Below are 12,586 nucleotides of genomic sequence, written 5' to 3' on the forward strand. Positions count from 1 at the left end.
CTGCCGTAGCAGCGTCTACGGCAGAGGCCGTGTCCGAATGTCAGACTTGACCCCAGGTTTATGCCCCCAGGTTTAATGCGACCAGAGCCGGACCTGGCCTTGCAGCGAGACGGTGCCGTTGATGTTGAGGCTGCCCAGGTTGCCGGTGACCGGCGCGTTCGGATCCATCTGCACGCTCAGCGATTCGAAGCCGAAGTTGGTGTAGCGTACATAACCCGGCAAGCCGATGGCGATGTAGTCGCCGCCGCCGTCGGGCCGCGTCTGCACGCCCAGGCTGACGGCGAACATGTCCACCATGCCGCGCACATTCTTGAACACGATGTAGCGGTTCTGCCCGTCGCCATTGAAGCCCAGCGACAACCGACTGTCGCTGACCGCCCCCACCAGCGTCGGATCGTTGAGCGAGATGTGCGCCGCGAAGCTGATGCCATCCTGGCCGCTGACCTGCGACAACTCCTGGTCGTCGAGCGCCTGCAACGGCCCGCCCTGCGCCACGCCGGCCGCCAACAGCAGCGATAAGCACAACGCGCGCGCCATCAGTGCTTGAACTTTATGTCGAGGTACTGGATCTGGATCGAACCGATGCGCGACGATCCCAGGTCCACCGTCGCCTGCCCCGGGCTGACGAAGGAAATATTGTCGACCACGATGCCGCCGGCCGGCGCCACGCCGCTGCCGTAGCGCGCATCCGGCCAGTCGATGCCGATGTGCAGGCGCGGCCCGGTCTCGTCGGTCAGCGCGTTGATCACCGCCGGCTGCGACGCCACATTGGCCAGCATCCACGGCGTGTTGTTGAACACGCCGTTGCCATCGACGCCGCCGATGTGCACGCCGCTCAGCACCATCGCCTCGGTGGCGTCGGTACGGCCGCGCGGCTGGAACGACAGCTGGCCGATATCCATCCGCAGCGCGGCGCCGAAGGCCACGCCGTCGTTGACTTGCGGCGTGGAGAACTGCAGGCCGCCGCCGGAAAACACCAGGTCCTTGACCACCACGCTGCCCTGCTCGCGCGTGACGCCGTCCGCCGTCACGCCCCAGTCGTAGGCGGCCTGCCAGCGCTGGTCGGCGTTGACATTCAAGGGGAAGGCGATATTGATCACATCGGCCAGGCCGGGCGCGCCGGCCACGATGTCGAGTTTGTAGGGATCGGAAAACGGCAGCGGATTGTCGCTGCGCGCGGCGCTGAATTTTTCCACGTACAGGCTGGAACCGATCGGCGTGGTGTAGGTCACGCGCGCGTCGCCGCTCATGGCGAACCCGTTCAGGTCGAAGCTGACGCCGTCGCGTCCGCGCACCGTCGACAGCGCCGCATCGCTCAAGGCCTCCATCGCCGGCGCCGGTGCGCACACGGCCGCCGACAGCATCAGCAGGCAAGCGCGCGCGGCCCTCATCAACGGCCCTTCGGCAGGTTCGGCGGCACCAGGCCGCTGGTGTTGAGCGCCTGCAGCTTGTCGCGCCAGTTCAGCCAGATGCCGGCCTGCGCCGCATCGGACGCCGGCACCCCGGCCGCGCTGGGGAATTGCACGCCGGTCTTCAACACGGAGATCCAGAAATCGCGGCTCGGTCCGGCGGCATCACCGGCCGTCACGCCGCCCAGCTGCGCCAGCGACAAACAAGGCGCGCTGCAGCCGCCGTCCCAGCGCTTGCCGCCCAGCGCATCGGTGTGGCTGTCGAGCGTCACCGCGCTGCCGTCGGCCGCCAGGCCGCTGACCTTCATCGAGCCCGACAGGCTGTTGATCTTCAGGCCGATGTCGCCGCTGATGCCTTCAAAGCCGAAGCGCATGCCGACCGCCTCGCGCGAGGCGCCGTCGGCCGCGTTCTTGTAGACGAATTCGAAATAGGGATTGCTGATGTGGACCAGGCGCTGCGCCTCGGTGCCGTCGCTGCGGCCGAACTGCAACAGGCCGATATCGAGGTCGGCGCCGGTGCCGTTGCGGGCGGCGACAGTGTATTCGCCCAGGCGCATATTGCGCAGGTTGGCGCTCAGCGTGATGTCGGCGTCCAGCGCGACCTTGCTGAAGTCGAAGCCGCCCAGGCTGGTGTTGGTCAGCGCGACCAAACCCTGTCCGCGCGTGTTGGACAGTTCTTCTTCGCTCAGCGCTTGCATTTGCGCCGACGCCGTCAGCGTGCAGCAGGCCAGGGCCGCGCACAGCCACAGCGAACGCAGGAAATAGAGGGGGTTCATGATGTGGGAACGGCAGCCGCGGGCGCGGCCGCCGTTGCTCGACTGATTAGTGAGCGAAGATCCAGACGCTGGTGCCGCGCATGTCGATCTGGTTCATCGCTACCGAACCGAACGATGCTGCGCTGTTGCCCATCTTGATCGCGTCGACCGACACGTTCAGGTAGTGGCCGTCAGCAACCACGCTTGCCGGGATGGCGATCTGGACGACGTCGCCGCCGGTCGCTGGGTTGTAGAAGGTGCCTGGGTTGGTCACGCCGGCGGCGCCGGCGGCGGCCAGGAACGAGGCTTTCGACAGGATGTCGATGTTAGCGGCGATCAGGCCGTTAACTTTGATGCCGTTGAAGCTGATCGAACCGCCACCCATGCCGTTCGCGTCCAGCGCGTCGGTGTCGGTGTAGGTGAACGATGCGATTTTGATGTTCAGGTTGGCAGCGATCGACACGCCGTCCTGGCCGCTGACGGTGCTCAGTTCCGCGTCCTGGATCGGGGTCATGGCCGATGCCGAGAAGGCCAGGGTTGCCAGGGCTGCTGCTACTGCGGTTTTGATGAATTGCATGTGCTCGTCTCCGTGAGGTTTTGGTCTAGGTATTTGTGTTTTTTTCAATGCTGCGTAACCATCTTAGGGCTACGCTGTTGCAAGCGTCCAGCATGCCGCGCTGACTTTTCAGGCCAAGCTACAGACCCTGCGAGCCAGCGCGGACAAGGCGCGATTAGTGCGCGAAGATCCAGACGCTGGTGCCGCGCATGTCGATCTGGTTCATCGCTACCGAACCGAACGATGCTGCGTTGTTGCCCATCTTGATCGCGTCGACCGACACGTTCAGGTAGTGGCCGTCAGCAACCACGCTTGCCGGGATGGCGATCTGGACGACGTCGCCGCCGGTCGCTGGGTTGTAGAAGGTGCCTGGGTTGGTCACGCCGGCGGCGCCAGCGGCGGCCAGGAAGGAAGCCTTCGACAGGATGTCGATGTTAGCGGCGATCAGGCCGTTAACTTTGATGCCGTTGAAGCTGATCGAACCGCCACCCATGCCGTTGGCGTCGAGTGCGTCGGTGTCGGTGTAGACGAAGGAGTCAATCTTGATGTTCAGATTGGCAGCGATCGACACGCCGTCCTGGCCGCTGACGGTGCTCAGTTCTGCGTCCTGGATCGGGGTCATGGCCGATGCCGAGAAAGCCAGGGTTGCCAGGGCTGCTGCGATTGCGGTTTTAACGATTTGCATTTTTTATCTCCGGGTTGTGATTGAAATTTTTTGTCCGCGTTCACGTCCTGCAGGCCGTCCCCATGCTCCGGGTAGGAGCTGCGGCGCACTGCCTGGTACCGTGAAAATCTTAATATTTGACTATTAATTGAGTCCATCATATGAGTCGCTCCCGACGCCGGTCCAGCATGTCGCACTGACTTGCAAAGCCAACGACTTGGCCCTGAGAGCCATGCAGAGTGAGGACGCGGAGTGTGGTCGTTGTTGCACGCTTGTTGTCAAATAGTTGCGGCCAGGGTGGCCGCCAACGCCCCGCCGGGTAGCATAAGTTCGGCCCGGATTTACTAGAGTCACAGCTCTAAAAAAACAGATGCTCGGTTTTGCCAAACCATGCGTTAATTAATTACTAGAAAAGAAAGACGAGTTGTCGCCTTAATAAAGCACGACCGTTCTAATTACAAATACTGGAGACAAGATGAACCCAACAACGGGGCGCCCGACGCCTCTGGGCGCAGCCTACGCCCGCAGTTTTTCCCGCCAGTGCCGCCAGCATTATTGTCGCGCGCGTAGGGACACGCTCCCGCGCATGGCGCGCGCCGCGCGCGAGGGCTGACGCCATGCTGATGATCCTGTTGACCGTGATCGCCGCCGTCATCGGCGGCGCCGGCGTCATGTCCCGCCACGAGCCGCTGGACCGCCCCAAGGGCCAGTACGAGATGCCGCAAGCCCGGCTCGGCGGCGGCGCCTACGTGCAATCGGTGACGATGGAACCGTTCTCCGAACTCAAGTACAAGCACATCGTGCGCCAGGCCTTCGACTTCAGCTGCGGCTCGGCCGCGCTGGTCACCATCCTCAACTACCACCTGGGCGTGATGGTCAACGAGCAGCAGGCCATGGAAGGCATGCTCGACAAGGGCGAGAAGGAAAAAATCATCGAGCGGCGCGGCTTTTCGCTGCTCGACATGAAGCGCTACGTCGGCTCGCTGGGCATGGCCGGCGCCGGCTTCAAGGCCGAGATCAAGGACTTGATGACGCTCACCGAACCGGCCATCGTGCCGATCGACTACGCCGGCTCCAAGCACTTCGTGGTGCTGCGCGGCATCCGCGACGGCGTGGTCTTCATCGCCGACCCGTCGGCCGGCAACATCGTGTTCTCGGTCGAGGAGTTCGCCCGCTGGTGGGACAAGAACACCCTGTTCATCATCTCCCCGGCCAAGGATCAACAACCGGTGGCGCAGCTGGCGCTGACCGATCAGGAACTGGGCGTGACCGACATGGACCGCGTCACAGGCAAGGGCCGGCAGGACGGCCTGTCCAACTCGGCCCAGCAGTTGCTGCGCGCCGTCAACTCAGGCGCCGCCGGCACCTGGATGCATCGCAATTAACCCCTCGCAGCGCCACTACTCTTCAAGGATGACCAAGATGATTTTCCGTACCCTGCCTATCGCCGCAGCCATTGCCGCCACCCTGCTGGCGCTGCCCGCTGTGGCGCAACAGACCACGCCCGCGGCCGCCGCCCCGGCCAGCGCCGACGCCGCCCGCGACGCCCTGGCCAAGAAGGAAGGCGAAGGCGACCAGAGCGCGCTGCTCAAGCAGACCCTGACCGCCGTCGACAAGCAGTACTCGATGATCCGCCGCAACCAGCTGTCGGTCACCTACGACCTGACCTACGCCTACGTCGGCGAGGAACGCATCGTCACCGACCTGGCCAACGGCAGCACCACCCTGTTCAACATCGAGAACACCAGCTCGCACAGCGTCACCAACACCTTCTCGGCCGACTACGGCCTGCTCGACAACGTCACCGGCAACGTCACCCTGCCGCTGATCTCGCGCTACTCGGACAACAACCTGTCCAACGGTGTCTCCAACTCGCTGGGCGACCTGCTGCTGGGCGCGCGCTGGCAGCCGTTCGAGGCGCACCGCGACACCCCCAACCTGACCGTGACCAGCAATGTGCGCCTGCCGACCGGGCGCAGCCCGTTCAAGATCATCGCCGGCAGCGGCGAGGCCACCGGCAGCGGCGTCGGCGCCCTCACGGCCGGCCTGAGCGTCAACAAGATCGTCGACCCGGTCGCCTTGTTCGGCTCGCTGAACTACACCGCCAGCCTGCCGGCCAAGCACCTGTGGCAGGTCAACGGCAGCCGCATCCTGACCCGCGTGGCGCCGGGCGGCACGCTCGGCTTCGGCATGGGCTTCGCGTATGCGCTGTCGTATGGCATTTCCACCACAATCTCCTTCCAGGAAGCGATCTCGGCCGGCTCGAAGCTGCGCTTTGCCGACGGCCTGGAAGCCAAGACCCATATGCAGACCTCCAGCATCCTGAACATGGGCCTGGGCTACCGCATCTCGCCCAAGACCACGGTCAACATGTCGGTCGGCATCGGCCTGACGCCGGACTCGCCGAACATGACGGTGAGCATGAACATCCCGCTCAACTTCTGACGGCGTAGCGATCCATGAGCCCGTCCAGTCCCGTCCACGCGCGCCGCCGCGCCACCGCCGCCGCGGCCGCCGCGCTGTGCGCGGCGCTGTGCCCGCTGTCGGCGCAGGCCGCGCTGACCGAGAACCTGACCACCAGCGTGGTCGCCATGTCGCTCGGCAACGCCGTCACCGCCGATCCGCCCGGCGTCGCCTCGATCCACTTCAACCCCGCCGGCCTGGCGCGGCTGACCGGCGACGGCGAGAGCATCCACAACTTCGTGGCCTCGATCCGCACCGCCGCCAGCTTCACGCCGGGGCCGAACTTCGACATCGGCGGCTGGAAGGACGACCCGATCTCCAACACCCGCACCGGCCCGGTGCGCCAGGTGATGTACGTGCCCGGCTACGGCATGCCCGGCTGGCGCCTGCCGGCGGTGGCCGTGCCCGGCGTCGGCATGTACTGGAACAAGGCCGGTTCGCCGTGGACCTTCGCCACCGACAGCTATATGGCGCAGGCGATGAGCCTGGACCGCACCACCGATCCCAACGACCCCGGCCAGTACCAGGGCCGGCAGGAGCAGATCCAGCGCCTGGTCTACCTGTCGCCGTCGGTCGGCTACAAGTTTTCCGACACGCTGCGCTTCGGCGTCGCCATCCCGATCGCCCACGCCGCCTTCGTGGTCGACACCAATATGCGCTTCCCCAATGAGCTGCTGGGCGTGTTCGGCCAGCTGCAAAAAGGCTGGTGCCCGGAGGACGGCGGCAACATCATCGACGTGCTCGGCTTCGGCGTGTGCGGCGGCGGCAAGGACGGCATGGTCAGCCCGTTCAAGAAGGCCGCCAATATGCGGCTGGAACTGACCGCCCCGTTCGACCCCACCATCAACCTCGGCGTGCTGTGGGAACCGCGGCCGTGGCTGGCGCTGGGCGCGGTCTACCAGGGCGGCTCCAAGACCCACTACACCGGCAGCTACCAGTTCGACACCGAGCCGATGCTGCGCAACTTCGTGCGCGGCATGAACGCCTCGCTGCTGGGCCCGATCGCCGGCGCCGTGCTGGGCTTCCCGACCTCGATCCCGGCCACGCAGAAGGGCAATATGAGCGCCATCATCCCCTTCCCCTCGCACCTGCAGCTGGGGATCAAGCTCAGACCGATCCGCTACGCCCAGCTCAACGTCGACGCCAGCTACGCCCGCTGGAGCGAATGGGACGCGCTGCGCTTCCAGTTCGACCAGAGCGTCAAGCTGCTGGAGGTGGCGCGGCTGTACGGCATCCCGGATTCGACCAAGCTGGTGATCCCGCGCGGCTACAAGAGCGTGGTCAACCTGGCCTACGGCGTGCAGCTGTTCCCGATCGAAAAACTGGCGCTGCGCTTCGGCTTCGAGCCGCGCAAGACCTCGATCCCGAACAACAAGATCGACTTGCTGGCGCCGCTGCCCAACACCAAGCTGCTGAGCGCCGGCCTGAGCTACAAGATCAGCAAGAACATGGAAGTCAGCGTCACCGCTTCCTACCTGACCGGCAAGTACGAAGTGCCGGCCAACACCGACTGCAATATGAACTGCAGCAACTTCCTGAACATCATCTACAACCCCTATGCCGGCCAGAACGTCAAGGGCGACATCCACGTGCGCTATTTTGGTTTTGAGATCAACAAGCGTTTCTGATTTTTAAAGGAGCACACTATGAAGACACCCATCACTACCCATTGCAAGCGCGGCCTGATGCTGCTGGCCCTGATTTCCGCCGGCGCCTGTGCGGCCGCGCCGGTGCCGCCGGCCAAGCAGGCGCTGGTCGACAAGGTGCTGAAGCTGTGGAACCCGGACAACATCGGCCAACAGATGCTGCAGGCGCCGGTGGCGGACGCGGTGCAACAGGCGCGCGCCATGCTGCAGGGCCGCGCCGCGCCGGACAAGCGCGACGCCGCCATGAACGACATCGTCGGCGAGGCCAAGCAGTTCATGGCCGAGGCCACGCCGATCACCAAGGGCAGCGCCGACAAGCTGATCCCGACCACCATCGCCCCGCTGCTGGCCGAGCGCTACACCGAGGAAGAACTCAAGCAGCTGATCGCCATCCTGGAGTCGCCGGTCAAGAAGAAGTTCGAAGCGATGCTGCCGGAAATGCAGAAGACCCTGGGCGAAGGCGTGGCCGCCGACACCCGCGCCGTGATCGATCCGAAACTGCAAGGCCTGAAGGAAAAAATCGGCCTGCGCCTGCGCACCGCGGTCACGCCATGACTTACTCCTCCGCCCTGCATCTGGTGCGCGGCGTCAAATCGCGCCTGACCCATTCCGGCGTGGAAGCGGAAGCGCTGTTCGCGCAAGCCGGACTGGACGAAGGGGACGGCCTCGCCTGCGACGCCCTCACGCTGTCCGACAAACTGAGCCACCTGTGGGAACTGGTGGTGGAAAAATCCGGCGATCCGCTGATCGGCCTGAAGATCTCCTCGCCGCACCGGCTCGGCTGGCTGGGCGTGATGGGCCACATCATGCTGGTGTCGCCGACGGTGCAAAGCTCGATCGAGCGCTGCCACGGCCACACCCGGGTCGGCCTGCTGCTGCCCGGCGCGCGCCGCGACGTGCCGCGGCAACGCTACGACTTCGTCTGGTGCGTGCTGCTGCGTTCGCTGCGCTGCGCCGCCGGCCGCGACGACATCGCCCCGGTGGTGGTCGAATACACCTTCCCCGAGCCGGCCAACGCCTACGTGTATGCGGAGACGTTCGGCTGCCCGGTCAAGTTCTCGATGCCGCACAACGTCATGGAGTTTTCCGACACCGACCTGGTGATGGCGCTGCCGGCCAATCCGCCGCTGGTGCCGGGCAGCGGCGAGCGGGTGCTGGCCACCCTGGCGCGCGCCGAACCGCCGACCTTCAGCGCCAAGGTGCAGGGCCTGCTGGCGAGCCTGCTGCCGAAAGGCCCGCCGCACCGCGACGACGTCGCCGCCCAGCTGATGATGAGCGAGCGCACCCTGCAGCGTCGCCTGTCCGAGGAAGGCACCAGCTTCACCAACCTGGTCGACGATACCCGGCGCGAGCTGGCGCGGCAATCGCTCAGCTGCGGCGAACTGTCGCTGAAGATGCTCAGCTTCCAGCTGGGCTTTTCGGAACCGAGCGCGTTCTACCGGGCCTGCAAGCGCTGGTTCGGCATGGCGCCGTCGGACATCGTGCACATGGCGCATCAACCGGGCCCCGAGCCCGAGTCGATGAACGCCACCACGCCGCGCAAATCGGCATAAAGAATCGGCATAACAACAAAAAAAGGAGACGGGGCTATGGGATGGTTGTCGAATAATCAAAGCAAGTCGATGCTGGGTCAGCTGCTGGTTAAGCAGAAGCTGATTACCGAAGAACAACTGGCCAACGCGATCGAGCTGCAACGCACCACCGGCCAGCGGCTGGGTGACATCTTCGCCGAGCTGAACCTGATCACGCAGCAGCACATCGAAGAAGCGCTGCGCAAACAGCGCCGCCTGCGGATGGCGGCGGCCATCGCCACCTCGCTGCTGGCGCCGATGGAAACTTACGCCGCGCAGGCGCTGCCGTCGCTGGCGGTGGGCACGCCGGTGTTGCTGAGCAAGGACCAGCGCGGCCTGCAGATCAAGGAGCGGCCGGGCCTGCAAGCGCTGAGCGAAGAAGAACTGGGCGACACCTCGGCCCAGGGCCTCAGCGACGAGGTGCTGCAAGTGGTCAAGCAAGCCAAGCACAACGGACTGGAAGTGGTGGGCGACATGGCCAAGCTGCTCAATCCGGTGCTGGGTTTCCTGGAGGCGGACACCAGCATGAAGAACGTGGTCTACGATCCGAGCAAGGCCACCGCCACCATCAACAAGGACGGTTCATTGACCTTGAGCCTGCCATCGTCGATCGGCGAGCTCAACTTCAACAACATCCGCGTCAAGGGCACCGAGGGTGCCAGCTTCGGCAGCATCTCGCTCAAGGGCATCGACCTGACGGGCACCTCGATCACGCTGGCCTTCCATCACTAAAAGAAATGGGGTCAAGTCTGACATTCGGACACGAGCTAAGCCGTAATGACGACTACGGCAGCGCTCGTGTCCGAATGTCAGACTTGACCCCAGCTGGTGTTACTTGGCGTTGCGCGGCTTGGCGAAGGCGTCGCCGGCTTTCCATTCCGGCAGCTTGGCGCCGTTGGCGATCAGGCGGCCCAGGTTCAGCGTGTATTGCGCCGTCTGCACCATGCCCGACAGATCCCAGCTCGCGTCGTACTCGTCGCTCACCTGATGGTAGCGCTTGTCGTAAGCCGCCGCCTTGGCTTTCGAACCGGCCGCGTCCTTGATGTACTCGCGGCCCGATTCGATCGAGAACGCCGGCACGCCGTTCTTGGCGAAGTTGAAGTGGTCGCTGCGGAAGTAGCCGCCCGCCAGATCCGGCTCCGCTTCGGCGATGTGCATGCCCATCGCCTTGGCAGCCGTCTCGGCCAGCTTGCCCAGCTCGGTGCGCTCGCTGCCCTGGGTGCCGATGTCGCGCGTGGCGCCGACGAAGTTCAGGCTGTCCAGGTTCAGGTTGGCGGCGGTCTTCGCCAGCGGCCACAGCGGCGACGCGGCATACGCCGCGCTGCCCAGCAGGCCCTGCTCTTCAGCGGCCACCCACAGGAACATCTGGCTGCGCTTGGCCGGTGCGCGCACCGCTTCCTGCGCCATCGCCAGCAAGGCCGCCGAACCGGAAGCGTTGTCGACCGCGCCGTTGAAGATCGTGTCCCCAAGGTCGCCATCCTTGCCCTGTTTGCCCAGGTGATCCCAGTGCGCGCTGTAGATCACCACCTCATCCTTCAGCTTGGGATCGGTGCCCGGCACCACCGCCGCCACGTTGAACTGCTCGACCTTGCGCACGGCCGCTTTCATTTCGCCGTTCAGCTTGGCGGCCAGCGGGACCGGCTTGAAATCCTTGTGTTCCGCTGCGGCGCGCAGCGCGTCGATGTCCTGTCCGGCCGCCTTGAACAGCGCGCGGGCGGTGTCGTCGGTCATCCAGCCCTGCAGCTGCGTGCCCAGCGTGCCCGCCGCCAGCTGGAAGCGCTCCACGCCCGACCAGCTGTTCTGGATCACGCTCCAGCCGTACGACGCGGTCGGCGTGGTGTGGATCAGCAGCACGCCGGCGGCGCCCTGGCGGCGCGCTTCTTCAAATTTGTAGGTCCAGCGGCCGTAGTAGGTCAGGCCCTTGCCGTTGAAACGGTTGGGCTGCTCGGCGGTCGGCTGCGGGTCGTTGACCATCATGACCAGGATCTTGCCCTTCAAGTCCACGCCCTTGTAATCGTTCCACTGCTCGTCCGGCGCGGTGATGCCGTAGCCGACGAACACCAGGTCCGCATTGAAGCTGTGCGACGCGCTCGCATCGCCCGGCGCGAACACCCAGTCCTTGCCAAAGCTGATCGGCAGCGCCTGGCCGCCCGCTTCCAGTTTCAGCGTGCTCTCGGCCGGCTGCGTCTTGACGCCGGCGATCTGCACCGACTGGCGATAGCTGGAACCATTGCCCGGCTTCAGGCCCAGCGCCAGCGCTTGCGTTTCCAGATAAGCAACGGTCAGGTCGGCGCCGCGCTGGCCGGTGCCGCGACCTTCCAGCACATCGCTGGCCAGGAAGGCCAGGTGGGCGCGCAGCGGAGCTTCCTTCACGATGGCGTTTTTGGCGCTGTCGGCGTGGGCGGGGAAGGCCAGCGCCAGGCTGATGGCCAGGGCGGAGGCAACATAGGAGGGGGTCATTTTTTGCATGATTTCCTGGAGACGTAAGGGGTGGTCGCGGTCCATTGAATTTGCCGCGCGTACATTGTATGCGATCGCCACGCTAAAATGGCGGCATGACAGTCCGCACTCCCTACCTCGGCCGCTTCGCCCCCTCGCCCACCGGCCCCCTGCATATCGGCTCGCTGGTGGCCGCCATGGCCAGCTACCTGGACGCCAAGGTGCACCACGGCCAGTGGCTGGTGCGCATCGAAGACGTCGACGGCGACCGCAACGTGGCCGGCGCCGACCAACACATCCTGGCCTCCCTGCAACGCTGCGGCATGCACTGGGACGGCGAGGTGAGCTGGCAAAGCCGCCGCACCGGGCTGTACCAGCAAGCCTTGCAGCAACTGGGCGGGCTGGTCTACCCCTGCGGCTGCTCGCGCAAGGAAATCGCCGATTCGCAGCTGACCCTGACCGGCCGCCAGGCGCAGGCGCTGATCTACCCCGGCACCTGCCGCCACGGCCTCGCCCCCGGCAAGAGCGCCCGCGCGCTGCGCCTGAAGGTGCCGCAAGCGCCCCATTGCGTGCTGCACTTCGACGACCGCTGGGCCGGCCCCGCCAGCCAGGACCTGACCGACGAGGTCGGCGACTTCGTCATCAGGCGCGCCGACGGTTTCTGGGCCTACCAGCTGGCCGTGGTGGTGGACGACGGCGCCCAGGGCATCACCGACATCGTGCGCGGCGCCGACCTGCTCGACTCCACGCCGCGCCAGCTCTACCTGCAACAGCTACTGGGCCTGCCGCGGCCAAGCTACCTGCACGTGCCGGTGGTGACCAACGAACAGGGCGAGAAACTGTCCAAGCAGACCGGCGCCATGGCCTTCGACCACGGCGCCGCCCCGCAACAGCTGTTGCAGGACGCCATGCTGCCGGCCGCCCGCTTCCTCGGCATGGCGCTGCAGGCCGACCAGATCGACGCCTTCTGGCGCGCCGCCGTGCCCGCATGGGCGCAAGTTCTGCGGAATCTGCCGAATCCGCGCTAGACGCGATATCGATCATTACCGGCAAAGGCGTGCGCCGTGCGCGCCGGCTTTTCCT

13 protein-coding genes are annotated in these 12,586 nt (G+C 65.4%); 7 read left to right on the forward strand and 6 right to left on the reverse strand.

Features of this window, described 5'->3' with window-relative positions; all coding sequences use genetic code 11:
• Nucleotides 1-72 precede the first annotated feature (72 nt).
• The 5 genes from KVP70_RS29370 to KVP70_RS29390 form a co-directional block, all read right to left on the reverse strand.
• Nucleotides 73-537 (reverse strand): DUF6160 family protein, encoded by a 465-nt coding sequence (locus tag KVP70_RS29370; RefSeq protein WP_217945927.1) that lies wholly within the window; start codon nt 535-537, stop codon nt 73-75.
• Entirely contained in the window at nt 537-1,391 is an 855-nt protein-coding gene (locus KVP70_RS29375; RefSeq protein WP_217945928.1) for a hypothetical protein, read from the reverse strand. The genes KVP70_RS29370 and KVP70_RS29375 overlap by 1 nt, the downstream gene beginning before the upstream one ends.
• Complete coding sequence (locus KVP70_RS29380) at nt 1,391-2,185, reverse strand: hypothetical protein (protein WP_217945929.1); 795 nt, start codon at nt 2,183-2,185, stop codon at nt 1,391-1,393. The genes KVP70_RS29375 and KVP70_RS29380 overlap by 1 nt, the downstream gene beginning before the upstream one ends.
• A 46-nt stretch (nt 2,186-2,231) precedes the next feature.
• The gene (locus KVP70_RS29385; RefSeq protein ID WP_217945930.1) at nt 2,232-2,741 is read right to left on the reverse strand and encodes a DUF6160 family protein; all 510 of its coding nucleotides are present in this window, start codon (nt 2,739-2,741) and stop codon (nt 2,232-2,234) included.
• 154 nt (nt 2,742-2,895) lie between these two features.
• Complete coding sequence (locus KVP70_RS29390) at nt 2,896-3,405, reverse strand: DUF6160 family protein (RefSeq protein WP_217945931.1); 510 nt, start codon at nt 3,403-3,405, stop codon at nt 2,896-2,898.
• 596 nt (nt 3,406-4,001) lie between these two features.
• On the opposite strand from KVP70_RS29390, the gene KVP70_RS29395 reads away from it, so the two are divergent.
• From KVP70_RS29395 to KVP70_RS29420, 6 genes are read left to right on the forward strand one after another with little or no spacing between them, the layout of a single operon-like run.
• On the forward strand, nt 4,002-4,769 hold the full coding sequence (locus KVP70_RS29395; protein WP_217945932.1) for a C39 family peptidase: 768 nt from the start codon (nt 4,002-4,004) through the stop codon (nt 4,767-4,769).
• Nucleotides 4,770-4,806: 37 nt separating this feature from the next.
• Nucleotides 4,807-5,829: a transporter gene (locus KVP70_RS29400; RefSeq protein WP_229225174.1), complete on the forward strand. Its 1,023-nt coding sequence runs from the start codon at nt 4,807-4,809 to the stop codon at nt 5,827-5,829.
• Nucleotides 5,830-5,843: 14 nt separating this feature from the next.
• The gene (locus KVP70_RS29405) at nt 5,844-7,475 is read left to right on the forward strand and encodes an OmpP1/FadL family transporter (RefSeq protein WP_217945934.1); all 1,632 of its coding nucleotides are present in this window, start codon (nt 5,844-5,846) and stop codon (nt 7,473-7,475) included.
• Nucleotides 7,476-7,493: 18 nt separating this feature from the next.
• Complete coding sequence (locus KVP70_RS29410; protein ID WP_217945935.1) at nt 7,494-8,048, forward strand: DUF2059 domain-containing protein; 555 nt, start codon at nt 7,494-7,496, stop codon at nt 8,046-8,048.
• Entirely contained in the window at nt 8,045-9,046 is a 1,002-nt protein-coding gene (locus KVP70_RS29415; RefSeq protein ID WP_217945936.1) for an AraC family transcriptional regulator, read from the forward strand. Before KVP70_RS29410 ends, KVP70_RS29415 begins: the two co-directional genes overlap by 4 nt.
• Before the next feature lie 36 nt (nt 9,047-9,082).
• A complete protein-coding gene (locus KVP70_RS29420; RefSeq protein ID WP_217945937.1) occupies nt 9,083-9,796 on the forward strand; it encodes a cyclic di-GMP-binding domain-containing protein, MshE-related in 714 nt (237 codons plus the stop codon).
• 99 nt (nt 9,797-9,895) lie between these two features.
• Here KVP70_RS29420 and KVP70_RS29425 read toward each other — a convergent pair whose 3' ends face one another.
• Nucleotides 9,896-11,533 carry a M28 family peptidase gene (locus KVP70_RS29425; protein ID WP_217945938.1) on the reverse strand — a complete coding sequence of 546 codons (1,638 nt, stop codon included), beginning with the start codon at nt 11,531-11,533 and terminating at the stop codon, nt 9,896-9,898.
• An 86-nt stretch (nt 11,534-11,619) separates the two neighbouring features.
• Here KVP70_RS29425 and gluQRS point away from each other — a divergent pair, with 86 nt between their 5' ends.
• On the forward strand, nt 11,620-12,531 hold the full coding sequence (gluQRS, locus tag KVP70_RS29430; RefSeq protein ID WP_217945939.1) for a tRNA glutamyl-Q(34) synthetase GluQRS: 912 nt from the start codon (nt 11,620-11,622) through the stop codon (nt 12,529-12,531).
• Nucleotides 12,532-12,586: the final 55 nt, after the last annotated feature.

The organism is Duganella violaceipulchra, from assembly GCF_019166075.1.
Classification (GTDB): domain Bacteria; phylum Pseudomonadota; class Gammaproteobacteria; order Burkholderiales; family Burkholderiaceae_D; genus Rugamonas; species Rugamonas violaceipulchra.